Annotated in this window: 29 protein-coding genes and 1 other RNA gene; 13 read left to right on the top strand and 17 right to left on the bottom strand. The window is 69.5% G+C overall.

The annotated features are described in order from the left end of the window. Nucleotides 1-50: 50 nt before the first annotated feature. Both ASG29_RS05565 and pspF read right to left on the bottom strand, forming a co-directional pair. Nucleotides 51-656: a superoxide dismutase gene (locus ASG29_RS05565; RefSeq protein WP_055981449.1), complete on the bottom strand. Its 606-nt coding sequence runs from the start codon at nucleotides 654-656 to the stop codon at nucleotides 51-53. A 59-nt stretch (nucleotides 657-715) separates the two neighbouring features. Beyond that, a complete protein-coding gene (gene pspF, locus ASG29_RS05560) occupies nucleotides 716-1,756 on the bottom strand; it encodes a phage shock protein operon transcriptional activator (RefSeq protein ID WP_055982278.1) in 1,041 nt (346 codons plus the stop codon). Nucleotides 1,757-1,926: 170 nt separating this feature from the next. Here pspF and ASG29_RS17725 point away from each other — a divergent pair, with 170 nt between their 5' ends. The 10 genes from ASG29_RS17725 to ASG29_RS05515 all read left to right on the top strand — a co-directional run bounded on the left by ASG29_RS17725 (nucleotide 1,927) and on the right by ASG29_RS05515 (nucleotide 5,691). Next, nucleotides 1,927-2,058, top strand: coding sequence for a hypothetical protein (locus ASG29_RS17725; protein WP_268796209.1), 132 nt, complete (start codon nucleotides 1,927-1,929; stop codon nucleotides 2,056-2,058). 87 nt (nucleotides 2,059-2,145) lie between these two features. After that, a complete protein-coding gene (gene pspA, locus ASG29_RS05555; RefSeq protein WP_055981446.1) occupies nucleotides 2,146-2,808 on the top strand; it encodes a phage shock protein PspA in 663 nt (220 codons plus the stop codon). A 1-nt stretch (nucleotide 2,809) separates the two neighbouring features. Beyond that, nucleotides 2,810-3,109: an envelope stress response membrane protein PspB gene (gene pspB, locus ASG29_RS05550; RefSeq protein WP_055981443.1), complete on the top strand. Its 300-nt coding sequence runs from the start codon at nucleotides 2,810-2,812 to the stop codon at nucleotides 3,107-3,109. Next, nucleotides 3,109-3,489 (top strand): envelope stress response membrane protein PspC, encoded by a 381-nt coding sequence (gene pspC, locus ASG29_RS05545; RefSeq protein WP_055981440.1) that lies wholly within the window; start codon nucleotides 3,109-3,111, stop codon nucleotides 3,487-3,489. Before pspB ends, pspC begins: the two co-directional genes overlap by 1 nt. Nucleotides 3,490-3,612: 123 nt before the next feature. Further along, nucleotides 3,613-3,903, top strand: coding sequence for a hypothetical protein (locus tag ASG29_RS05540; protein ID WP_055981437.1), 291 nt, complete (start codon nucleotides 3,613-3,615; stop codon nucleotides 3,901-3,903). 26 nt (nucleotides 3,904-3,929) lie between these two features. Beyond that, nucleotides 3,930-4,262 (top strand): hypothetical protein, encoded by a 333-nt coding sequence (locus tag ASG29_RS05535; RefSeq protein WP_055981433.1) that lies wholly within the window; start codon nucleotides 3,930-3,932, stop codon nucleotides 4,260-4,262. A 12-nt stretch (nucleotides 4,263-4,274) separates the two neighbouring features. After that, entirely contained in the window at nucleotides 4,275-4,571 is a 297-nt protein-coding gene (locus ASG29_RS05530; protein ID WP_055981430.1) for a hypothetical protein, read from the top strand. 44 nt (nucleotides 4,572-4,615) lie between these two features. Then, on the top strand, nucleotides 4,616-4,870 hold the full coding sequence (locus tag ASG29_RS05525; RefSeq protein ID WP_156457900.1) for a hypothetical protein: 255 nt from the start codon (nucleotides 4,616-4,618) through the stop codon (nucleotides 4,868-4,870). Nucleotides 4,871-4,904: 34 nt separating this feature from the next. Further along, entirely contained in the window at nucleotides 4,905-5,156 is a 252-nt protein-coding gene (locus ASG29_RS05520; protein ID WP_055982275.1) for a hypothetical protein, read from the top strand. A gap of 130 nt (nucleotides 5,157-5,286) precedes the next feature. Beyond that, nucleotides 5,287-5,691, top strand: coding sequence for a SufE family protein (locus ASG29_RS05515; protein WP_055981427.1), 405 nt, complete (start codon nucleotides 5,287-5,289; stop codon nucleotides 5,689-5,691). Between the two features lie 139 nt (nucleotides 5,692-5,830). On the opposite strand, the gene ASG29_RS05510 is transcribed toward ASG29_RS05515, so the two are convergent. The 12 genes from ASG29_RS05510 to ASG29_RS05460 all read right to left on the bottom strand — a co-directional run bounded on the left by ASG29_RS05510 (nucleotide 5,831) and on the right by ASG29_RS05460 (nucleotide 15,012). Further along, the gene (locus tag ASG29_RS05510; RefSeq protein ID WP_055981425.1) at nucleotides 5,831-6,127 is read right to left on the bottom strand and encodes a hypothetical protein; all 297 of its coding nucleotides are present in this window, start codon (nucleotides 6,125-6,127) and stop codon (nucleotides 5,831-5,833) included. 7 nt (nucleotides 6,128-6,134) lie between these two features. Continuing rightward, nucleotides 6,135-6,674, bottom strand: coding sequence for a J domain-containing protein (locus tag ASG29_RS05505; RefSeq protein ID WP_055982273.1), 540 nt, complete (start codon nucleotides 6,672-6,674; stop codon nucleotides 6,135-6,137). A gap of 67 nt (nucleotides 6,675-6,741) precedes the next feature. Beyond that, nucleotides 6,742-7,117, bottom strand: an RNA gene (rnpB, locus tag ASG29_RS07105) — RNase P RNA component class A. A 10-nt stretch (nucleotides 7,118-7,127) separates the two neighbouring features. Then, nucleotides 7,128-7,817 carry an N-acetylmuramoyl-L-alanine amidase gene (locus tag ASG29_RS05500; RefSeq protein ID WP_055981422.1) on the bottom strand — a complete coding sequence of 230 codons (690 nt, stop codon included), beginning with the start codon at nucleotides 7,815-7,817 and terminating at the stop codon, nucleotides 7,128-7,130. Next, nucleotides 7,814-8,746, bottom strand: coding sequence for a DMT family transporter (locus ASG29_RS05495; protein WP_235532790.1), 933 nt, complete (start codon nucleotides 8,744-8,746; stop codon nucleotides 7,814-7,816). Before ASG29_RS05495 ends, ASG29_RS05500 begins: the two co-directional genes overlap by 4 nt. Nucleotides 8,747-8,771: 25 nt before the next feature. After that, a complete protein-coding gene (locus tag ASG29_RS05490) occupies nucleotides 8,772-9,626 on the bottom strand; it encodes a CheR family methyltransferase (protein ID WP_082515679.1) in 855 nt (284 codons plus the stop codon). Then, nucleotides 9,623-10,666, bottom strand: a complete 1,044-nt coding sequence (locus ASG29_RS05485) for a chemotaxis protein CheB (protein WP_055981419.1) — start codon at nucleotides 10,664-10,666, stop codon at nucleotides 9,623-9,625. Before ASG29_RS05485 ends, ASG29_RS05490 begins: the two co-directional genes overlap by 4 nt. A 7-nt stretch (nucleotides 10,667-10,673) precedes the next feature. After that, nucleotides 10,674-11,039, bottom strand: coding sequence for a response regulator (locus tag ASG29_RS05480; protein WP_055981415.1), 366 nt, complete (start codon nucleotides 11,037-11,039; stop codon nucleotides 10,674-10,676). A 5-nt stretch (nucleotides 11,040-11,044) separates the two neighbouring features. Further along, nucleotides 11,045-11,524 (bottom strand): chemotaxis protein CheW, encoded by a 480-nt coding sequence (locus ASG29_RS05475; RefSeq protein WP_055981412.1) that lies wholly within the window; start codon nucleotides 11,522-11,524, stop codon nucleotides 11,045-11,047. Then, a complete protein-coding gene (locus ASG29_RS05470) occupies nucleotides 11,521-13,800 on the bottom strand; it encodes a chemotaxis protein CheA (RefSeq protein ID WP_055981409.1) in 2,280 nt (759 codons plus the stop codon). Before ASG29_RS05470 ends, ASG29_RS05475 begins: the two co-directional genes overlap by 4 nt. Nucleotides 13,801-13,891: 91 nt before the next feature. Continuing rightward, entirely contained in the window at nucleotides 13,892-14,536 is a 645-nt protein-coding gene (locus tag ASG29_RS05465) for a histidine phosphotransferase family protein (protein ID WP_055981406.1), read from the bottom strand. Between the two features lie 35 nt (nucleotides 14,537-14,571). Beyond that, entirely contained in the window at nucleotides 14,572-15,012 is a 441-nt protein-coding gene (locus ASG29_RS05460) for a M67 family metallopeptidase (protein ID WP_055982265.1), read from the bottom strand. 18 nt (nucleotides 15,013-15,030) lie between these two features. Between ASG29_RS05460 and ASG29_RS05455 the strand changes: the two genes are divergently transcribed. From ASG29_RS05455 to mtgA, 3 genes are all read left to right on the top strand, one after another. Then, on the top strand, nucleotides 15,031-15,978 hold the full coding sequence (locus tag ASG29_RS05455) for an RluA family pseudouridine synthase (protein WP_055981403.1): 948 nt from the start codon (nucleotides 15,031-15,033) through the stop codon (nucleotides 15,976-15,978). Nucleotides 15,979-16,043: 65 nt separating this feature from the next. Further along, the gene (gene rpoH, locus ASG29_RS05450; RefSeq protein WP_055981400.1) at nucleotides 16,044-16,946 is read left to right on the top strand and encodes an RNA polymerase sigma factor RpoH; all 903 of its coding nucleotides are present in this window, start codon (nucleotides 16,044-16,046) and stop codon (nucleotides 16,944-16,946) included. A gap of 265 nt (nucleotides 16,947-17,211) precedes the next feature. Further along, nucleotides 17,212-17,886, top strand: a complete 675-nt coding sequence (gene mtgA / locus ASG29_RS05445; RefSeq protein ID WP_055981397.1) for a monofunctional biosynthetic peptidoglycan transglycosylase — start codon at nucleotides 17,212-17,214, stop codon at nucleotides 17,884-17,886. Nucleotides 17,887-17,984: 98 nt separating this feature from the next. Here the strand turns inward: mtgA and ASG29_RS05440 are convergent, their stop codons facing one another. The 3 genes from ASG29_RS05440 to ASG29_RS05430 form a co-directional block, all read right to left on the bottom strand. Then, the gene (locus ASG29_RS05440) at nucleotides 17,985-20,045 is read right to left on the bottom strand and encodes a malate synthase G (RefSeq protein WP_055981394.1); all 2,061 of its coding nucleotides are present in this window, start codon (nucleotides 20,043-20,045) and stop codon (nucleotides 17,985-17,987) included. A 128-nt stretch (nucleotides 20,046-20,173) separates the two neighbouring features. Beyond that, entirely contained in the window at nucleotides 20,174-20,425 is a 252-nt protein-coding gene (locus ASG29_RS05435) for a hypothetical protein (protein WP_055981391.1), read from the bottom strand. Continuing rightward, complete coding sequence (locus ASG29_RS05430) at nucleotides 20,422-20,856, bottom strand: CoA-binding protein (RefSeq protein WP_055981388.1); 435 nt, start codon at nucleotides 20,854-20,856, stop codon at nucleotides 20,422-20,424. The genes ASG29_RS05435 and ASG29_RS05430 overlap by 4 nt, the downstream gene beginning before the upstream one ends. Nucleotides 20,857-20,916 lie beyond the last annotated feature (60 nt).

Here is a 20,916-nt window from a genome sequence, read left to right as displayed (position 1 = left end):
CCGGTGGATGCCGGGACAAGCCCGGCATGACGGAAAGGATCAGGTGAGGGTCAGGCCGCGTCGAACCGCTTGCCCGCCTCGTCCCAGTTCACGACGTCCCACCACGCCTTCAGATAGCCCGGACGGTCGTTCATGTACGTCAGGTAATAGGCGTGCTCCCACACGTCGTTGCCCAGGATCGGCGTCCCCGGCTCCTTGGCGTCGTCCATCAGGGGATTGTCCTGGTTCGGCGTCGACGTCACCTTCAGCGCGCCCGACGAATCCTTGATGACCCAGGCCCAGCCCGAACCGAACTGGCCCGCGCCCTTGCCGTTGAAATCCTCCTTCAGCTTGTCCAGCCCGCCATAGGCGTCGATCGCCGCGGCCAGCTTGCCCGACGGCTGCGTCGATCCCTTCGGCGCCATGATCTTCCAGAAGAAATCGTGGTTCCAGAACCCGCCGCCGTTGTTGCGGACCAGCGGGGGCAGCGACGAGATCATGCCGAGGATCTCCTCGATCGTCTTGCCCTCCAGCTTCGGATCGGCGGCGACGCCCTCGTTCAGCTTGGCGGTGTAGGCGGCATGATGCTTGTCGTGGTGGAACGTCATCGTCTCCTTCGAGATGACAGGCTCCAGCGCGTCATAACCATAGGGCAGCGGGGGAAGTTCGAACGCCATCTTGTCCTCCTGAAAAGTCGCGGGGGTAACGCAGCCCGGCCCTAATCGCTCCCTGTTCGTTACGCTACCGTCCCGATCAGGTCGTGGCGGCGCAGCGCGTGGCGCAGCTGGTCGTAGGACAGGCCCAGCACCTCCGCGGTCGCGCGCTGGTTGAAACGGTTCTCCGCCAGCGACCGCGCGAGCAATTCACGCTCGAACCGCGCGACCCGCGCCTTGAAATCGCTCGGCCCCTCCTCGCACGCCACGACGGGGGTGTCCTCCTGCTCCTCCGCCGGCGGCGCGGCCGCGGATGTCGGTCGCGACGGCGCCGGTGTGCCCGAGCCGGGCCGGAAGGGCGACTGGAACGGGTCGAACTCGATCGCGTCGATCGCCCCGCCCCGTTCCCAGCGATAGACCGCGCGTTCGACCACGTTGCGCAATTCGCGCACGTTGCCGGGCCATCTGTATTCCAGCATCGCGTCCGCCGCGGCGGGACCGAAGCCGGGCCAGCCGTCCCACCCCAGCTCCGCCGCCATGCGCCGCCCGAAATGGTCCGCCAGCACCGGAATGTCGCTGCGCCGCGCGCGCAGGGGGGGCAGCGTCACGACCTCGAACGACAGGCGATCGAGCAGGTCGGCCCGGAATTCATGGGCTTCGACCTTGTCGGGCAGATGCTCGTTGGTCGCCGCGACGATCCGGACGTCGACGTTGATCGGGCGCGACGATCCGATCCGCGCGACCTCGCCATATTCGACCGCGCGTAACAGGCGCTCCTGCGCGCCCATCGACAGCGTGCCCAGTTCGTCCAGGAACAAGGTGCCGCCGTGCGCCTCCTCGAACCGCCCGGTCCGCGCCTTGGTCGCGCCGGTGAAGGCCCCCGCCTCGTGCCCGAACAATTCCGCCTCGATCAGCGTCTCGGGCAGCGCGGCGCAATTCATGACGACCAGCGGCTGGTCCCAGCGCGGCGACAGGCGGTGCAGGCGCTCCGCGACCAGCTCCTTGCCGGTGCCGCGCTCCCCGATCACCAGCACCGGCCGATCCAGCGCGGCGGCGCGGCTGGCGCGTTCCAGCGCGTCGAGGAAGGCGCCCGATTGGCCGATCACCTGGGTCTTGCGCTGCATCGCCAACAACTGGCGCATTCCGCCAACGGCTGGCAAGCGTTTATTGTTGTAATCGACAGCCCTCGTTCAGAAAGTCGCGGTTTTCCGCCATTTCCGAAACTGGCACGGCCCATGCAAAGTATCCGGCAACACCGCATCGACGGTGACCACAGGATCAACGGAGACACATCATGACCGCCACCTTCACCAGCAAGCTCGCCGCCGTCGCCCTCACCCTGCTCGCCAGCGCCACGCTGCTGATCGGCACGGTCGGCCCGGCCACCTCGCTGGCGCACACCGCTCCTGCCGCGCGCATCGCGTAGCGGCCGGGTCGCGGCGCGGGAACGACCCCCTCCCGCCCCGCGACATTAAACGATAGGAAGGGCCCGCACTTGGAGAGTTTCACGCAGATGGGCATTTTCTCCCGCACCCGCGACATCGTCGCCGCCAACATGGCCGAACTGCTCGACAAGGCGGACGACCCGGCGAAGATGGTCCGCATCATCATCATGGAAATGGAGGAGACGCTGGTCGAAGTCCGCGCCTCCGCCGCCCGCACGATCGCGGACCAGAAGGAGATGCGGCGCCACATCGGCAAGCTGACCGACCTGGAAGCCAGCTGGACCGAGAAGGCCGAACTGGCGCTGAGCAAGGATCGCGAGGATCTGGCCAAGCAGGCACTGGTCGAGCGCGGCAAGGCGGCCGAGATGGCGGCCCAGCTGCGCGAGGAGGCCGCCGTGCTGGAAGAGGCGCTGCGCGGGTCGGAAGAGGATATCGCGAAGTTGCAGAGCAAGCTGCGCGAGGCGCGGGCGAAGCAGAACGCGATCGCCACCCGGCTGGAAAGCGCCAACAACAAGGCCCGCCTGCGCGAGATGTGGAACGGACCCAAGACGCACGACGCCTTCAGCCGCTTCGAGCTGCTGGAACGCCGCGCGGACGAGGCGGAGGGCCGCGCCGAGGCGATGGGCCTGACCCCGAAATCGCTGGAGGACGAGTTCAACGAACTGCGCTCCTCCGACAAGATCGACGCGGAGCTGGAAGCGCTTCGCGCCCGCATGAAGAAGGATCGCTAGGATGGAAGATGTTCTGGTCCCGATATTCGTCTGCGGCATCCTCTTCATCGCGCTGCCGTGGCTGGTGTTCCACTACGTCACGAAGTGGAAGACGGCGCCGAAGATGACGAACGAGGACGAACGGTTGCTGGACGAGATGTACAACCTCGCCCGCCGGCTGGAGGATCGCGTCAATACGGTCGAGCGGATCGTGGCCGCCGACAATCCCGATTTTCGCCCGGGCATCGCCGACTATCGGTCGCAGCCCGACTATCGTCTCGAAGCGGGCATCGAGCGTCCGCTGATCGACAGGAGGAACTGATGGCCGGCAGCCGTACGAAGTTCTATCTCGACAAGCAGGATGCCAAGTGGAAGGGCGTCTGCGCCGGGATCGCGGACTATACCGGGATCGAGGTGATGTGGGTGCGGATCGCGATGATCCTGCTCACCCTCGCCGGGGGCTTCCCCTGGACGCTGGTCGCCTACTGGCTGATCGCCTGGATGGCGGAGGCCAAGCCGGTCGACCTGTACCAGGACCGCGCCGACCAGAAGTTCTGGCAGGGCGTGCGGTCGAACCCGACACGCTCGACCGCGGAGGTGCGCAGCAAGTTCCGCGAACTCGACCGCCGCCTCGCCGACATCGAACTCCACTACACCAGCCGCAACACCGCGCTGGCGAACGAGATCGACAGCCTGCGCTGACACGCACGCCGATCGCCCCAACCCCCGTTCGTGCCGAGCGAGGTCGAAGCACATGCACGGCGCAGCCTTCGACCGCGCTCGGGCCGAACGGCGGGGGGCGGACAGGAATAAGGGAATAACACAATGCACGGTCCCTGGTTCGTCATCTCCCTCGTCGCGATCTGCACCGCGGCCTGGGTCATCAACAACTTCATCCGCGCCCGCCACGGTTACTCGATCAGCGACGACTGGGGTCGCAACATCGACAAGGCGGATCCCGACGCGCAGCGCCACGTCCGCCTGCTGGAATCGCAGAACGAGAAGCTGACCGGGCAGGTCAGCCGACTGGAGGAGCGGATCGCGGTCCTCGAACGCATCGCCACCGACCCCGCGACGCGAACCGCGCGCGAGATCGACGCGCTGCGCGACCGCTGACGCCGACAGGCAGAGGGAGGAACGACATGAACCCCGCGGACATCATCGTGCCCAACCTGCCGTGGATCATCGGCGGCGGCATGACCCTGGGCTTCGCCGGCATCGGCGGATGGATCTTCACCACCTGGCTCCGGGTCAAGAACGGCTACCCGCTGGAAAACAGCTGGGGGAAGGCGGTCTACCCGCAGAAGACCGACGCCACGTCGCAGCGGATCACCCTGCTGACGCAGGAGAACGGCGAACTGCGCGCCGAACTGGGCGCGGTGAAGGATCGCCTCGCGAACGTGGAGCGGATCGTCACCGACAGCTCGCACCGCCTGAGCCACGAGATCGAGGCCCTGCGCGGGCCGGTGAACTGAAGGAGCGCCACGATGGAAAAGTCGACCTTTATCCTGTTGTTCTTCATCGTCGTGATCGGCCTGCCGACCCTGCTGGGCGTGGGCGGCGACATGTTCAAGCGCTGGCTGAAGCACAAGGAACGGATGGCGGAGGCGCTGAATGCGCAAACCGCGGAGAAGGCGGCGCAATATGCCGCGCACACCGAACGGCTGGAACAGCGCGTCCGCGTGCTCGAACGGATCGCGACCGATCGCGGCGTCGCCCTGGCGGACGAGATCGAAACGCTGCGCGACCTGCCCGCCCCCCACCGCGAACGGCCGCTGAACTGACCGCCCGCGCGACGGGACAAACCCTTTAGGAACGGAGAAGACAGGTGCCCTGGTCGATTGCATTCATGGTCGTCGCGATCGTGCTCATCACCACGCTGGGCCGCGTCGCGAAGGAGCGGCACCGCGCGATCGCGCGGCAGGGGCATGCCCCCTCGCCCTGGTCCGATGGCGCAGGTCCGGTGCAGAACGACGAGGTGAAGGCCCTGCGCGAACGCGTCCAGGTGCTCGAACGTCTCGTCACCGACAACCACAGCAGCCACGATCTGGACCGCCAGATCGAACAGCTGCGCGACCGCTGACCCGCGGTCGGCCCGGGAAGGGAGAAGGCAAATGATGTCCGATCCGAACGTCTACCTCACCACCGCCGTCGCGGCGCTCGCGGGCCTCGCGATGCTGGTCTTCGCCGCCCTAAACGGCTGGCGCGGCTGGCTTCAGCTGAAGCAGCAGCAGTTGCGGCTGGAAGGCGACCTGCATCATCATTCGGTCGCCCCGTCCGGCCCGAGCGCCAGCGCGCGCATCGAGATCGCGGACCTGAAGGAACGCATCCGCAAGCTGGAGGCGATCGCCAGCGGCGTCGACCTGTAATATCCTCCCCGCTCCGCGCGGAGGGGGACCATCCGAAGGATGGTGGAGGGGGCGTGCCACAGGCGACGCGTTCGTGGACGCCCCCCCACCCCCTCCCCGGCACGGGGAGGATATGATAGCGACCCGCCGCATGAACGACCTGACCACCATCCACGACGAATACGACTTCCTCGAAGGCGACGATCGCTATCGCCTGCTCGTCGATCTGGGTCGCGGCCTCGAACCGATGCCCGACGCGCTGAAGACCGATGCGACATTGGTCCGCGGATGCTCGGCGGCGGTGTGGGTCTATCCGACGTTGCGCGACGACGGGCGGCTGCATTTCCTGGCCGACAGCAATGCGCACATCACGAAGGGCATCATCGCGCTCGTCCTGCTGACGGTGCAGGACCGCACCGCAGCCGAGATCATGGCCACCGACATCGAGGGCGCGCTGGCCCCCTTCGCGCTGGGCGCACAGCTCAGCTCCAACCGGACGCAGGGCATCCCGAACATGATCGCCCTGATCCGCGAAACCGCCGCCCGCTACGTGTAAGCGTAGCTCGTCATGGCGAGCGAAGCGACGCGATCCAGGGTGTCAGGCGCGGCACCGGATTGCTTCGCCACGCTCGCAATGACGTGTCACGGCGGCCCCTGCCTCCACACGGGCGAGGGACGCTTTGCAGAAGCAACCATCACCCGCGCAACGTCGCCGCCAGCGCCGCGACGTCCGCCCCCGCGCGCACCAGCCGCCATTCCCCCGGCACACGCGTATCGACGACCACCACCGCGCCGCGCGGGCAGATGCCGAGGCATTTCGTCTCGACCACGCCCGTCGCCGCCTTGCGTCCCTTGCCCAGCCCCGGCTGCCCGCGCAATTCCTTCGCCAGCGCGCGCTTCCCCTTCGCGCCGAAGCCGCCGCCGACCTTCTTCGAGCATTTGCCGCACACCAGTATCGCGCCGTCCCAGCGCGCCGACACCCGTTCCTTCACGGGACCCTCACAGCGGCTTCCACGTACGCGCCTCCTCCGCGGTGCGCAGCACGTCCCACGCCGCCTGGACCGCCAGGAAGCGCGCCGCCGCCTCCGCGTCGCCGGGCCGGACATCGGGGTGATTGGCCTTCGCCAGCCGCCGCCACGCCAGCTTCGCGTCGTCGATCGTGGCGTCCGTCTCCAGTTCCAGCACGTCCAGCGCGCGCATCTCGTCGCGGCTGCGCGTGCCGTCGCCCGGCCCGGCCCAGCTGTTGGTCCGCGATTCGGTGAAATCGCCCGCGTTGCGTCGCTCGGTCGCCTCGCGCTCCGCCGCTTCCTCCGCGCTCAGCCCCTCGAAATAATTCCAGCCGCGATTGTATTCGGCCGCATGCGCCTGGCAGAAATACCAGCGGTCGGGCGAGTTGGGCGACTTGGGCGCGGGGCAATCGCCCGGCTCGGTACAGCCGTGGCGGTCGCACAGCCGCACGCGCACCGCCTCCCGCTCCGCGCCATAGGCGCGCCAGCGGGGAAAGCCCCAGTCGTTGGTTCGGGTGGGTCGACGCGACATCTTGCGCCCGCACATAGGGAGGCGGGGGGACGATGCAAACTCCCCTCCCCCACGTGGGGAGGGGAGAGGCGCCGGAGGGCCTGTAAGCCGGGTTCTGTCCACCGGCCGAAACCGGATGGGCGACCATTCCTCTAGGCGCGCCGTTGCCGACGCGCTCAAGCGACCAACCCGGACGACGGGTGGAAACACACCCATGTGCCGTCCCTATTCGGTCTTGCTCCCGGTGGGGTTTGCCGTGCCGCGACTGTCGCCAGCCGCGCGGTGCGCTCTTGCCGCACCCTTTCACCGTGGCGTCACCGAAGTGGTCGCCGTCTGCTCTCTGTGGCACTTTCCCTGACCCGGGCCGAAGCCCGGACCGGCGGGCGTTACCCGCCACCGTCGTTTCGTGGAGCCCGGACTTTCCTCGGCGCGACGAATCGCGACGCGGCCGCCCGGCCCTCCGGCGCGACCGTCCTAGTCGTCCCCCTGCGGCCTTGGCAACAGCAGCGCGAGCAGGATCATCCGGCATTCCGCATCCATCTCGCCGTCGATCAGCTCGGGGCGGAAGCGGCGCTGGAACGCCATGATCGCGGCCATCCGGTCGGTCACGTCGTAACCGAACCGTTCGAGCGCGAGGCAGAAGGCCGCCTCCCCCCATTCGGGGTCCATCAAATTCTTCGTCGGTCGCGGCAGCGCGAGCCGCAGGCGGGCGAGGCGGTGCCACGGGAACAGCTCGCCCGGATCGCGCTTGCGCGTCGGCGCGACGTCCGAATGGCCGACGACGTTCCCGCGCGTGATCTCGTACCGGTCCTTCAGGTGCGCGACGAGGCGGACGACCGCGTCGACCTGCGCCTCCGGGAATGGGCGATAGCCGAATTCGTGGCCGGGATTGACGATCTCGATCCCGATCGAGGCGGCATTGACGTCGTCGCATTCGCGCCAGTGCGATTTGCCGGCATGCCACGCGCGATGCTCGTCCGCGACGAGGCGGTAGAGCGTCCCGTCCTCGTCCACCACGTAATGCGCGGAAACTTCGGCGGCGGGGTCGCGCAGCCGGTCCAGCGCCTCCCGCGCGGTGCGCATCCCGGTATAATGCAGCACGATCATGGTGATCGGCCCGGTGCGCGCGTTGAAATTCGGGGACGGCAGCTCGATTGGCGTCATGCCGCTTTTCGTCCCTCGCCCGCTTTCCCCCCGCCCGCTTTCCCTTCGCTCGCCTGCGCCGTCCTCACCGTCACGATTCCCACCCCCAGCATCGCCACCGCCCCGCCCAGCAGCATCGGCCAGGTCGGCGGCATGTCGTACCAATAGGCGGCGGTGAACACGGATACCACCGGCGCCGCCAGCGTCAGCGGCGTGACCGTCGACACCGGGTGCCGCTGCAACAGCCACACCATCGCCCCCTGCCCCAGCACGGTCGATCCGACCGCGGAAAAGGCGATCGGCGCCAGCACCGCGATCGGCAGGTCGGGCACCGCGGCGAGCGCGCCCGGCTCCGCCAGCAGCGACGCCGCCGCCATCACGATCGTGCCCATCAATCCGACCCATGCGTAGATGGTCAGCACCTTTACGCCCTTCAGGTTGCGCTGGATCAGCGAGCAGATCGCCCAGACGAAGCTGGCCGCCGCGGTCAGCAGCAGGCCCATGCCCTGCTTCGCCGCCGCGGGGTCGAACACCAGCAGCCCGACGCCGACGAACGACAGCGCGATGCCCGCGATCCGCGGCCAGTGGATCTTCTCGCGCAGCACCAGCACCGCCAGCAGCATGGAAAACGGTACGCCCAGCTGTCCCGCGATCGCCAGCGCGCCGACATTGTCCGACACCGCCAGGCTGAGGTTGATGAAGATGTAGAACACGCCGCCCGTCAACGTGCCGAGCAGCAGCAGCGCGCGCATCTTCCCCGGCACGACGCGCAACGCCGCGCCGCACACGATCAGGACCATCGCCTGGCGCAACAGCCCGGCGGTCAGCGGCGGCATCAGCTCGACCGACGCCTTCACCGCGATGATGTTGAACCCCCACAACAGGTTCATGGCCAGGACGACCAGAAGGTCGCGGGCGCCGAACGGCGCGGGATGCGGGCGGGCAGGCACGCCGCGACCGTTGGCGGCGTCGGCGCTAGGTGTAAACCCGTGGCGGACCGGCGGCGTCGCGATCCATGCGTTCGTACAGGCCCCGCGCCCGCGCGCTGGGCCGCAGCAGCGCGGACTGTCCGATCACCGTCTCGCCCGCGCCCAGCAGCAGCAGGCCGTCGGGCCGCAACGCCTTCGCCAGCCGCGCCAGCACCTGCTCGCGCGCGCCGGGCGACAGGTAGAACAGGACGTTGCGGCACAGGATCAGGTCGAATCCCCCCGCCGGTGCCGGATCGGCGACCAGGTTCTGGCGGCGGAAGCTTATCATGCCCGTCAGTTCGGGCGCGGCGATCCACTTGCCGTCCTCGTCCCCGAACCAGCGCATCATGCGCCGGATCGGCAGGCCGCGCTGGATCTCGAAATGCGAATAGGCGCCCGACCGCGCACGCGCGATCGCGCCCGCGGATACGTCGGTGGCCAGTATTTCCGGCATGGTGCCGCCCGCCTCCGCGAACAGCATCGCCAGCGACAGCGGCTCCTGTCCCGTCGCGCATGCGGCGCACCATATCCTTTGCCGCGCGCCCGGCACCGCGGCGCCGCGCACCGCCTCCACCGCGGATTCGATCACGCCGGCGTCGCGGAAGAACGATGTTTCCTGATTCAGCAGCGCGTCGACCACCCGCTCCTCCAGTCCGGCGTCGCCGCCCTTTTCCAGCCGCGCGGCCAGCGCGTCGGCATGGTCGAGGTCCAGCGCCGCCAGCAGCGGGCGGATCGCGGTGTCGATCCGCCATTCGCGATCGGCCGCGAGCCGCTGGCCGGTCCGCTGTTCCAGCAGTCGCGCCAGGATGGTGGCGGCACGACCGCGCCGCGCGGGGGACGGGATGCGGGCCGGGGCGTTCATGCGGCACGTCCGATCGAGGCGGCGTAGACGCCGATTTCCGCGGGCGACAGGACCGCATTGGCAAGGCCCGCGCCCGCGATCGCGCCGGGCATGCCCCACACGACCGAACTGTCGGCGTCCTGCACCACCACCGTGCCGCCCGCGTCGCGGATGGCGCGCGCACCTTCCAGCCCGTCGCGCCCCATCCCGCTCAGCACGATGGCCAGGACGCGCGGGCCGTACACCGTGGCGAGGCTGGCGAACATCGGGTCGACGGACGGCAGGTTGCCCGTCGGCGCGGGTTCGCGCGACAGCCGCGCCGCGGCCCCGCCGCCCAGCGACACCGCCACCAGATGCGCGTCGCCCGGCGCGACCAGCACATGGCCGTCGCGGATGCGGACGCGGTCCTGCGCCACGTCGCACGGGCGCCGTGCCGACAGCGCGACCTGCGCCGCGAAGAAGGGGGAGAAGGCGGTGGGCAGATGCTGCGTCACCAGGATCGGGCGCGTCATCTCCACCGGCACCGCGGCGAACAGCGTGGCCAGCGCGTGGATGCCCCCGGTCGACGCACCGATCGCTATGACATCGAACGCGCCGGCGGGGGCGCGCGGCCGCGGGGCCTGCGCCCGCGTCGCGGCATCGCCGCCGGTCAGGAGGTCGAGCCGGCCGACCAGCAGATCGCCGAACCTGGAGGCGAAGGCGTTCGCCACCGGCTTCACCAGCGTGTCCGCCGCGCCCAGCGCCAATGCCCGCATCGTCACCGCCGCCCCTTCGGCCGCGGACCCGGATACCACCAGGATGCGCGCGCCCCGCCCGGCGGAAAGCAGCGCGGGCAACGCCTCGATCCCGCTGGTCCCGGGAAGCTCCAGGTCGAGCAGGACGACGTCGACCCGTTCGGCCCGCAGGAAGGCGAGCGCCGCGTCGGCCGAACCGACCGCACCCGCGACGACATAGCGCCCGCTGCCCGACACGAACCGCGACAGAGCGGCGCGCGCCACCGCCGAATCGTCGACGATCAGGATGCGCGGCGGCGCATCGGTGGGGGCATGCGACGGACGCATCGCGGGTTCAGGCGACCCCGACGATCTGGAGCTTGCTTTGCAGCGTCTCGCGATCGAACGGCTTCATGACATATTCGTCGGCGCCCGCCTCGATCGCGGTGCGGATGTGCGCCATGCCGTTCTCGGTCGTGCAGAAGACGACCTTGGGCCGCTGCGCCATCGGCTCGGTGCCCAGCGCGCGCAGGAATTCGATCCCGCTCATGACGGGCATGTTCCAGTCCAGCAGGATGACGTCGGGCAGGGACGCGCGGCATTGCATCAACGCGTCGCGCCCGTCGACCGCCTCCGCCACCGTGAAATCCAGCGTCTCCAGGATGTGGCGGGCGACCTTGCGGATCACCTTCGAATCGTCGACTATGAGGCAGGTCTTCATACGCATCACCCGTTGTTCTGTCCGCCGCGACATGGATCGGCAGGCGTAAGTTTGACGTTAACATGGCCGTCGACCGCGGCGATCAGCCGGTCGATGTCGAGCGCGAGGAGCGTTTCCCCCTCCCCTTCCGCGACGCCGCACACGACCTGCGATACCGCGCTCATGCCCGGCGGGACGGGCTCGATCTCGAACCGTGCCACATCCTCCAGCGTGTCGACCGCGATCGCGTACAGGTGGCCGTCGACCGCGGTCACGACGGCGCGCCCGGTGGCGGTGGCGGCGGCGGCGGCGGGCAGGCCCAGCAGGCGGCGCGCGTCGATGACGGTCGCCACCCGGCTGCGCATCGCCGCCAGGCCCAGCACCGCGGGCGACACGCCCGGCACGGGGACCAGCGTGTCGACGTCGACGACCGAATCGACGCGGGTCGCCTCGATCAGCAGCCCGCACCCGCCCAGGTGCGCGACCAGGTTCAGCGTCCCGTTCATGCCCGCACCTCCCGCAATGCGGCGACCAGCGCGACGCGATCGTAGCGATACACGCCCTCGCCGCGCCTCCGGCCCAGCCGGATGACCGGCCCCGCCGGCGGGTCCGCGTCCTCCGCCATCGCCAGCGCGACGCGCGGCGTCTCGCCGGGCGCCAGGACGCGCGCGACGCGATATCCCGCCGCCTCGATCGTGGGGCGAAGGAACGCCTCCATCCACGGTCCGTCGCCGCCGTGCAGCAGGCACAGCGGCCGGTCCGCCGCCGCCGCGCCTTCGGCGGGATTGAACAGGAGGAAGGGGTCGAGCAGTTCGACCGGCCGGCCGTCGATCACGACGATGCCGACCGCCGCGCCCGATGCGGCGGGGGCCGGGTCGTCGGGCAGCGGCACGATCTCGATCGCGCGCCGCACCGGATAGGCCAGTTCGCGCCCGTCCAGCGTCAGGCGCAGCACCGTCTTCACCGTGTCGGGGTCGCGCACGCCCCCCCACAAGGGCACGGAACGCGCCCCGCACGTCAGCCACATGCTGCCCGCCGCGACGTTCACCGTGCCCGCCACGACCCGCTCGATGCGATCGATCGCATCGGCCGGGATCAGCCGCCGGACGCCGTCCATGTCGTCGAACATCAGCGCCCGCAGCGGCTCCACCACCGCCGCCGGTTCTACCGCGACGACCGTATCCTCGAACGACAGGCCCGCGCGATCGGCGATGCCCGCGACGTCCAGCAACAGGACGGGGACGCCGTCGTCGGGCAGCATCTGCCCGGCGAAGATGCCCGCGCGCATCACGGCGGGCGCGGCGGGCTTCACCACCAGTTCCTGCGTATCGGTCACGTCGTCGAGCGCGAGCGCGTAGCGCCCCGCGCGGACCGACACGACCGCAAGCAGCCGCAGCGTCGCCGCATCGGGCTGGCCCAGCAGGCGCGGCAACTGCACCAGCGGCAATCGTTGCCCGCGCACCACGACCATCGCGGTCGCGCCGAAACGGTCGACGCGCACCTGCGCCTGGTCGATCGCGACGATCTCCTCCACCGCCTGGCGCGACAGCGCGAACCGGCTGCCCGCCGCGCTGACCATCACCGCATTCAGGATCGCCAGCGTCAGCGGCACCTCCAGCGCGACGACCAGCCCCTGGCCCGGCCGGTTCACCAGCTGGATGCGGCCGCCGACCTGTTCGACATTGGCCTTCACCACGTCCATGCCGACGCCACGTCCCGATACCGCGGTCACGTCGTCGCGCGACGACAGGCCGGGTTCGAACACCAGCGCCGCGCGATCGGCGTCGGACAATTGCGCCAGCGCGCGCGCGCGCGACGGGTCCTCGCGCGTCAGCTTGGCAACCAGCCGGTCGGTATCGATGCCCGCGCCGTCGTCCGCGATCTCGATGACGATCAGGTTCCCCGCCTGCCGCGCCGATACCTTCAGCGCGCCCGCAGCGGGCTTTCCCGCGGCGAGGCGCGCCGACGTCGCCTCGATCCCGTGGTCGATCGCGTTGCGGACCAGATGGACCAGCGGATCGCGCAGCAGCTCGATCATCTCGCGGTCCAGCTCCACGTCCGCGCCCTCGATCGACAGCGCCACCTGCTTGTCGACCGACGCGGCCACGTCGCGCACCAGCCGCGGCAAGGGCGCGAACAGCGCCTCGATCCGCTGCATCCGCGTCCGCGTGACGGTGTCGCGCAGGCTGTCGACCGTCATCGTCAACCGTTCCAGCAGCGATTCCAGCCGCGGATCGCCCGTGTCGCGCATCCCGCGCGCCAGCTGGTTGCGCGCCAGCACCATGTCGGACACGCCGCTCATCATATGGTCCAGCAGGTCGACCGACAGGCGCACGGTACGCTTGGCGGCGCGCGGGACGTGCGGCACCGCCGCCTCGGCCTGCGCGTCGGGGACCGCGGCGTGATCGGGCACGGGCAGGCCGTCCAGCGCGGCGACCAGGATGTCCTCGCCGCTGTCGTCCAGCGCGGCGCCCGCGTCGATCGCCTCGACCACCTCGCCGATCCGGTCGATGATGGCCAGGATCGCGGTGACCAGCGCGGCGTCGGGCACGCGCGTGCCGTCGCGCACCGCGGACAAGGCGTCCTCCGCCGCATGGCTCAGGCGCGTCAGCCGCGGCAGGTCGAGGAAGCCGCAACTGCCCTTGATCGTGTGGACGAAGCGGAAGATCGCATCCAGCCGCGCGCGATCGCCCGGCGCCGCCTCCCATCCGATGATCTCGCCCGATATCGCCTCCAGCGTCTCGCGCGTCTCGGCGATGAATTCCTGCAACAGATCGTCCATGCGCCGCGCATCGCACGGCGATGGTTAAGAGGGGATTTAGGTCGAGTGGTTGCCTGGCCCTCTCCCCGCAGGAGAAAGGGAGTTGTTTCCGTCACCGCGTCGGCAGCGTCGCCCCGAACAGCAGCGCGCCGTCGACCGGCGCGCTGACGACGACCGATCCGCCCGCCTCGCTGGCCAGCGCATGGACCAGGAACGCCGCCGCCGCGCGCGGCGTCACCGCGTCGCCCGCGGCCCCGTCGACCAACGTGTCGCGCAATTCGGGGTCCAGGATCGTGCGCGGCCCTTCGGCCTGGATCACGATCTCGGTCGCCTCCCCCGTCTCCTCCGCGCCGATCGTCACCGCCCCGCCGCGCGGCAGCGCGTCGCCCGCGATCAGCGCCAGGTTCAGCAGCACCTTCACCGCCGCCTTCGGCAGCTCGTTCTCCGCCACCTGCCAATGCAGGTCGAGCCGCTTGTTGTCGCCCAGCAATCCTTCCAGCGCCACCCGCGCCTCACGCGTGTCGACCCGCTCCCCGAACCCGCCCGCGGCGCCGAACGCCAGGCGGAAGAACTTCAGCTTGTTCGCCGACACCCGCGCGCTTTCGTGCAGCAGCTGCATGCACCGCGCGCGCATCTCGGGATCGGTTTCGTCCGCGAGCAGCTCCAGCCCGTTGTTCAGCGCGCCGACGGGCGACAGCAGGTCGTGGCACAGCCGCGAACATAGCAGGCTGGCGAAATCCACCGGGCTGATCGTCATGAAATCCCCTCGGGCCGATACCCTTGACGCCGCACCTAATGGCCGCTCGCGACTCGCGGCGCAACCGGCGTCATGACGTCGATCGCGACGAAGCGGCCATGCAGCGCGCCGTCCGCCGTCGCGCGCCACGCGGTCAGCGCGTCGCCCGCGACGACGATCCACACCGACCCGTCGGGCACCGCGTCGGCGGCGTCGCGCGGCGACGGCGTGGCGTCGCCCGACGGGTGCGAATGATAATGCCCGATCACGCGCGGCCCGCCGCCCCGCGCCGCGCGATGTGCGGCGATCAAAGCCGCCGGATCGATCTCGAACCGGCGCGCCGGATCGGCGGCGACGTTCGCGCAGGCCCTCACCTCCATGACGCGGTCGCCCCGTCCCAGCAGCAGGCCGCACACCTCGTCCGCGCTTTCCGACGCGTGACGAAGCACGGCTTCGCGCTGGGCGAGCGAAAGTTCGATTGAAAGCGCGGCGGTCATCCCCATCTCGCTTACGCAATGGACCGGGGGGTTTCCATCATACAGGCGCAGATCGCGCCCGCCGCCGACGGATGGCGGCTCGACCGCGCGCTCGCGGACGCGGTCCCGACGCTGTCGCGCGAGCGGCTGAAGGCGCTGATCTCCTCCGGACAGGTCACGCGCGACGGTACGCTGGTCCGCGATCCCGCGAAGCGCGCCGCCGCGGGCGACGCCTTCGCGGTCGTCATCCCCGATCCCACGCCCGCGCACAACGTGGCGCAGGACATCCCGCTGGTCGTGGCGTTCGAGGACGAGCATCTGATCGTTATCGACAAGCCCGCGGGCCTCGTCGTCCACCCCGCCTGCGGCAATCCCGACGGCACGTTGGTCAACGCGCTGCTGCATCACTGCGGCGGATCGCTGTCGGGCATCGGCGGCGTCGCGCGGCCCGGCATCGTCCATCGCATCGACAAGGACACGTCCGGCCTGATGGTGGCGGCGAAGACCGATCGCGCGCACGAAGGGCTGGCGAAACAGTTCGCCGCGCATTCGATCGACCGCCGCTATCGCGCGATCGTCGCGGGCCATCCGGTCCCGCCCGCGGGCACGGTCGACGCCCCGCTGGCGCGCAGCCCGCAGAACCGGAAGAAGGTCGCGATCGTATCGGGCGGCAAGCGCGCGGTGACCCATTTCCGCACGGTGCAGCGTCTGAAGGGCGCCGCGCTGGTCGAATGCCGGCTGGAAACCGGGCGCACGCACCAGGTGCGCGTCCACATGACCTCGATCGGCCACGGCTTGCTCGGCGACCCGGTGTACGGTAGAACAAAGCAGGCTCACAAGGAGCTGCTGGAACGCCTGTCGTTCCACCGGCAGGCGCTGCATGCGGCGCTGCTGGGGTTCGTCCATCCGGTGACGGGCATCGCCGTGTCGTTCGAGAGCGCGATGCCGGCCGACATGCAGGAACTGTTCAGTCAGCTCGACGTATAGAACGGGTATATGTGTTGCGCCGCAGCAGGGCACGCATTCCCGACAGGGAAAGGGAGTTTTCGATCATGGCAGGCCGCAGCAACGTACCCGCGACGATCCCCGCGCTGGGCGGTGAACAGAGCCTCAATCGCTATCTGTCCGAGATCAAGAAATTCCCGATCCTGGCGCCCGAGCAGGAATACATGCTCGCCAAGCGATTCCAGGAACATGGCGACACCGACGCGGCGGCGCAGCTGGTGACGAGCCACCTGCGCCTCGTGGCGAAGATCGCGATGGGCTATCGCGGCTACGGCCTGCCCGTCAGCGAGCTGATTTCCGAGGGCAACATCGGTCTGATGCAGGGCGTGAAGAAGTTCGAGCCCGACCGCGGCTTCCGCCTCGCCACCTATGCGATGTGGTGGATCCGCGCGTCGATCCAGGAATTCATCCTGCGCTCGTGGAGCCTCGTGAAGATGGGCACCACCGCGGCGCAGAAGAAACTGTTCTTCAACCTGCGCCGGATGAAGGCGCGGCTCGACGCGTTCGAGGACGGCGACCTCAGCCCCGAGAACGTGACGAAGATCGCGACCGACCTCGGCGTCAACGAATCCGACGTCGTCAGCATGAACCGCCGCATGGCGATGGGCGGCGACACGTCGCTGAACGTGTCGATGCGCGAGGACGGCGAGGGCCAGTGGCAGGACTGGTTGCAGGACGACGCCCCGTTGCAGGACAAGGTGGTGGCCGACCAGCAGGAGGCGGACGTGCGCCACGGCATGCTGGTCGACGCGATGGACGACCTGAACGATCGCGAGAAGCACATCCTGACCGAACGCCGCCTGACCGACGATCCCAAGACGCTGGAGGAATTGTCGCAGGTGTACGGCGTGTCGCGCGAACGCGTGCGCCAGATCGAGGTGCGCGCGTTCGAGAAGCTGCAACGCGCGATGATGCGGCTGGCGGGCGACAGGCGGCTGCTGACGGCATAGTGTGTGCTCCCGCGAAGGCGGGAGCCCGGACCGGGTCCCCGCCTTCGCGGGGACACACCCCCTTCCCCCTCCGTCCGCGTTTCGTTTGACCGTGCGCGACAATCCGCGCCGCCCGCCTGACGGCGTAGTTCCCGGCTTGTCCCAGGATCCAGAGTCGCGGGCGCCGCCGCGTGTAATTCGCGATGCCCGGACAGGCCCGGCATGACGGAAACGGGCCGAGCGTCGGGGCTTCCCTCCCCACCCCCCTTTCGCCTAGCGATACGCGATGATCCACGCCGTCCGCTTCCTGTCGAAGATCGTCCTGTGGTTCGTCGTCGTCAGCGTGGTCTGGGTCGGCCTCTATCGCTTCGTCCCCCCGCCCATCACCTTCACGATGGTCGGCGACCTTCTGGGCGGCCATTCGATCACGAAGGACTGGACGCCGCTGTCGCGGATCGATCCCGACATGCCGCGCGCGGCGATCGCGGGAGAGGATTCGCGCTTCTGCTCGCACAACGGCTTCGATCTGGGCGCGATCGCCAACGCCGCATACCGGAACGCGAAGGGCGGCCGGATTCGCGGCGGCTCCACGATCAGCCAGCAGACGGCGAAGAACGCCTTTCTGTTCCAGGGCGGCGGCTATGTCCGCAAAGTGTTCGAGGCGTGGTTCACCTTCCTGATCGAGACGCTGTGGGGGAAGAAGCGGATCATGGAAGTGTATCTGAACGTCGCGGAGACGGGCATCGGCACCTATGGGGTCGAGGCCGGGGCGCAGCGCTATTTCGGCCATTCCGCCGCGACGCTGTCACCGACGGAGGCGGGCCGGATCGCCGCGGTCCTGCCGCTGCCCAAGAAGCGCGAGGCGGTGGCCCCCCGCGGCTTCGTCCGCCGCCACGGCAACACCATCGCCCGCCACGTCGGCGTCATCCGCCGCGCCGGGCTGGACTCCTGCCTGAAATGACGGATCCCGACATCCGTTCGTGCTGAGCGTCGTCGAAGCACACAGGCAGCGCTTGGCCTTCGACGTCGCTCAGGCCGAACGGAGGCGGTGAACGGTCCTCACCCCCGCGCCTTCGCCTCAGCACGAAAACGGTGGAGCAGCGGTTCGGTATAGCCGCTCGGCTGGTCCACGCCGTCGAACACCAGCGCGCGCGCCGCCTGCCACGCCAGTCCGTCGGGCGTCAGCTTCCGGTACGCCGGGTCGCCCGCATTCTGCGCGTCCACCTTCGCCGCCATCCGCGCCAGCGCCGCATCCGCCTCCTCCGGCGTGGCGACGCCGTGGAGCAGCCAGTTGGCCATGTGCTGCGACGATATCCGCAACGTCGCGCGATCCTCCATCAGGCCGACGTCGTGGATGTCCGGCACCTTCGAACAGCCCACGCCCTGGTCGATCCAGCGCACGACATAGCCCAGAATCCCCTGCGCATTGTTGTCCAGTTCCTCGCGCACCTCGTCGGGCGACCAGTTGCGCCCGGTCGCGACCGGCACGGCCAGCAGCGCGTCGAGCGACGCCACCGGCTCGGCCGCGCGCGCCTTCTGCCGCTCGGCGACGGAGACGCGGTGGTAATGCGTCGCGTGCAGCGTCGCCGCGGTGGGGGACGGGACCCAGGCGGTCGTCGCGCCGCTCGTCGGGTGCGCCGCCTTCTGCTCCAGCATGTCCGCCATCATGTCCGGCGCGGCCCACATGCCCTTCCCGATCTGCGCCCGGCCGGACAGGCCGCAGGCGAGGCCGATCTGCACGTTGCGATCCTCATACGCCCTGATCCAGCCGGACGCCTTCATCTCGCCCTTCCGGATCATCGGTCCGGCCTGCATCGCGGTGTGCATCTCGTCCCCGGTGCGGTCGAGGAAGCCGGTGTTGATGAACACCACGCGGTCCTTCACCGCGTGGATGCACGCGGCCAGGTTGGCGGACGTGCGCCGCTCCTCGTCCATCACGCCCACCTTGATCGTATGGCGGGACAGGCCCAGCAGGTCCTCGACCGCGTCGAACAGGCGGTTGGTGAACGCCGCCTCGTCCGGCCCGTGCATCTTGGGCTTCACGATATAGATGCTGCCGGTGCGGCTGTTCAGGCCCCCCTTCCCGTCAAGAACGTCGTGCATTGCGATCAGGCTGGTCAGGATCGCGTCGAGAATCCCTTCCGGCGCCTCGCTTCCGTCGGGCAGCAGCACCGCGGGCGTCGTCATCAAATGCCCGACGTTGCGCACGAACAGCAGGCTGCGCCCCGGCAGCGTCAGGGTCGATCCGTCGGGCGCGGTATAGCGGCGATCGGGGTTCAACGCGCGCGTGACGCTGCGTCCGCCCTTCTCGAACGTATCGGTCAGGTCGCCCTTCATCAGCCCCAGCCAGTTGGCATAGGCCGCGACCTTGTCGTCCGCATCGACCGCCGCGACCGAATCCTCCAGGTCACAGATGGTCGTGATCGCGCTTTCCAGGATCACGTCCGCGATCCCCGCGGGATCGTCGCGCCCGATCGGGTGATCGCGATCGATCACCACCTCGATATGCAGGCCGTTGTGGCGATACAGCAGGCCCTTGTCGGACCGCCCGACGAACAGCGCGGGATCGGCGGGCACCGGCTCCCCGGCCAGGTCCGCCCACGATCCCTCCGCCAGCGGGACGGCATCGTCCAGGAACGCCTTGGCCCAGGCGATCACCTTGGCGCCGCGCGCGATGTCGTATCCCGGCGCCCGTTCCCCCGGAATCGCATCGGTGCCGTACAGCGCGTCGTACAGGCTGCCCCAGCGCGCATTCGCCGCATTCAGCAGGAAGCGCGCGTTCAGGATCGGCACGACCAGCTGCGGCCCCGCGATCCGCGCCACTTCCGCGTCGACGTTCGGCGGCGCGATCGTGAAGGGCGCGGGTTCGTCGACCAGATAGCCGATGTCGCGCAGGAACGCCGCATCCACCGCGCCGCCCGCACGATAGCGCGCGTCGATCCGCGCCTGAAGCGAGTCGCGCCGCGCCAGCAGGGCGCGATTGTCGGGGGTGAAGCGGGCGAAGATGGCCGCGACGCCCTGCCAGAAGAGGGCGGCCTCGATCCCCGTGCCCGGCAACGCGCGCGCTTCGATGAAATCCGTCAGGACGGGGGCGATGGTCAGGTCGGCACGGTCGGTCATGGTGGTTCCTATCCCTTGACCGTCACCCCGGACGCGATCCGGGGCGACGACCGTTGCAGGGATATCGCGGCTGGCGACCAATCACCAGCCGACAAGATCGAACGACAGTCGATCGTCCCGCGATCGGATCATTGCGGCAACGGCGCCTTCACCCATGTCCGCGGCTTGCGCGTGCACACGCGCGCGCCGACCAGAGCGCACGGCTGCCCCGTCACGCCCAGCGCGCGCGTCTTGCCGTCGGGGCCGGTGTCGTCGTCATCGTCGATGCGGTAACGCGTGTCCTTGCGCGACGGCGCGGGCGCCTCGGCCGACAGGCGCGATCGCGCATCGGCGACCAAGGTCGCGTCGCTGACCTGCAACAGGAACGCCAGAAGGATCACGACGCGTCGACCCGCGCGACGCCCAGCCGCGGGATCTCGATCGCGGGGCAGCGGTCCATGACGACCTTCAGCCCCGCCGCCTCCGCGCGCGCCGCCGCCGCCTCGTTCACCACGCCCAATTGCATCCACACCGCCTTCGCCCCGATCGCGATCGCCGCATCGACCGCCTCCCCCGCCGCGTCGGACCGGCGGAAGATGTCGACCATGTCGATCGGATCGCCCAGCTGCGCCAGCTCGCGGAAGACGAACTCGCCATGCAGATGCTCGCCCGTGATCTGCGGATTGACCGGGATCACGCGATAGCCGTGGTCCTGCAATTCCTTCATCACGCCGTACGACGGGCGGTCGGGCCGGTCGGACGCCCCCACCAGCGCGATCGTGCGCGTTTCCTCCAGCAGCGACTTGATCTCGGCATCGTCGGTCAGCGGCATGGAATGTCTCCTCGGCTGTTGAACGCCCGTTCGACCTTAGCGATCCTCCCCGAGCAAGCT

The sequence above is a fragment of the Sphingomonas sp. Leaf412 genome (assembly GCF_001425405.1).
In the GTDB taxonomy this organism is placed as follows: Bacteria; Pseudomonadota; Alphaproteobacteria; order Sphingomonadales; family Sphingomonadaceae; genus Sphingomonas.
Note: the sequence above shows the minus strand (reverse complement) of the source record. Positions and strands in the feature narration are given on the sequence as shown.

Excerpts from the sequence above, each read along its gene's own strand:
- mtgA (WP_055981397.1), top strand. The coding sequence starts at position 17,212 with ATGATCCACGCCGTCCGCTTCCTGTCGAAGATCGTCCTGTGGTTCGTC.
- ASG29_RS05465 (WP_055981406.1), bottom strand. The coding sequence starts at position 14,536 with ATGACGATCAGCCCGGTGGATTTCGCCAGCCTGCTATGTTCGCGGCTG.
- ASG29_RS17725 (WP_268796209.1), top strand. The coding sequence starts at position 1,927 with ATGACCGCCACCTTCACCAGCAAGCTCGCCGCCGTCGCCCTCACCCTG.
- rpoH (WP_055981400.1), top strand. The coding sequence starts at position 16,044 with ATGGCAGGCCGCAGCAACGTACCCGCGACGATCCCCGCGCTGGGCGGT.
- ASG29_RS05440 (WP_055981394.1), bottom strand. The coding sequence starts at position 20,045 with ATGACCGACCGTGCCGACCTGACCATCGCCCCCGTCCTGACGGATTTC.
- ASG29_RS05470 (WP_055981409.1), bottom strand. The coding sequence starts at position 13,800 with ATGGACGATCTGTTGCAGGAATTCATCGCCGAGACGCGCGAGACGCTG.
- pspC (WP_055981440.1), top strand. The coding sequence starts at position 3,109 with ATGGCCGGCAGCCGTACGAAGTTCTATCTCGACAAGCAGGATGCCAAG.
- ASG29_RS05520 (WP_055982275.1), top strand. The coding sequence starts at position 4,905 with ATGTCCGATCCGAACGTCTACCTCACCACCGCCGTCGCGGCGCTCGCG.
- ASG29_RS05530 (WP_055981430.1), top strand. The coding sequence starts at position 4,275 with ATGGAAAAGTCGACCTTTATCCTGTTGTTCTTCATCGTCGTGATCGGC.
- ASG29_RS05540 (WP_055981437.1), top strand. The coding sequence starts at position 3,613 with ATGCACGGTCCCTGGTTCGTCATCTCCCTCGTCGCGATCTGCACCGCG.
- ASG29_RS05430 (WP_055981388.1), bottom strand. The coding sequence starts at position 20,856 with ATGCCGCTGACCGACGATGCCGAGATCAAGTCGCTGCTGGAGGAAACG.
- ASG29_RS05480 (WP_055981415.1), bottom strand. The coding sequence starts at position 11,039 with ATGAAGACCTGCCTCATAGTCGACGATTCGAAGGTGATCCGCAAGGTC.
- ASG29_RS05460 (WP_055982265.1), bottom strand. The coding sequence starts at position 15,012 with ATGACCGCCGCGCTTTCAATCGAACTTTCGCTCGCCCAGCGCGAAGCC.
- ASG29_RS05455 (WP_055981403.1), top strand. The coding sequence starts at position 15,031 with ATGGACCGGGGGGTTTCCATCATACAGGCGCAGATCGCGCCCGCCGCC.
- pspA (WP_055981446.1), top strand. The coding sequence starts at position 2,146 with ATGGGCATTTTCTCCCGCACCCGCGACATCGTCGCCGCCAACATGGCC.
- ASG29_RS05475 (WP_055981412.1), bottom strand. The coding sequence starts at position 11,524 with ATGAACGGGACGCTGAACCTGGTCGCGCACCTGGGCGGGTGCGGGCTG.
- ASG29_RS05500 (WP_055981422.1), bottom strand. The coding sequence starts at position 7,817 with ATGACGCCAATCGAGCTGCCGTCCCCGAATTTCAACGCGCGCACCGGG.
- pspF (WP_055982278.1), bottom strand. The coding sequence starts at position 1,756 with ATGCAGCGCAAGACCCAGGTGATCGGCCAATCGGGCGCCTTCCTCGAC.
- ASG29_RS05515 (WP_055981427.1), top strand. The coding sequence starts at position 5,287 with ATGAACGACCTGACCACCATCCACGACGAATACGACTTCCTCGAAGGC.
- ASG29_RS05505 (WP_055982273.1), bottom strand. The coding sequence starts at position 6,674 with ATGTCGCGTCGACCCACCCGAACCAACGACTGGGGCTTTCCCCGCTGG.
- ASG29_RS05565 (WP_055981449.1), bottom strand. The coding sequence starts at position 656 with ATGGCGTTCGAACTTCCCCCGCTGCCCTATGGTTATGACGCGCTGGAG.
- ASG29_RS05535 (WP_055981433.1), top strand. The coding sequence starts at position 3,930 with ATGAACCCCGCGGACATCATCGTGCCCAACCTGCCGTGGATCATCGGC.
- pspB (WP_055981443.1), top strand. The coding sequence starts at position 2,810 with ATGGAAGATGTTCTGGTCCCGATATTCGTCTGCGGCATCCTCTTCATC.
- ASG29_RS05485 (WP_055981419.1), bottom strand. The coding sequence starts at position 10,666 with ATGCGTCCGTCGCATGCCCCCACCGATGCGCCGCCGCGCATCCTGATC.
- ASG29_RS05490 (WP_082515679.1), bottom strand. The coding sequence starts at position 9,626 with ATGAACGCCCCGGCCCGCATCCCGTCCCCCGCGCGGCGCGGTCGTGCC.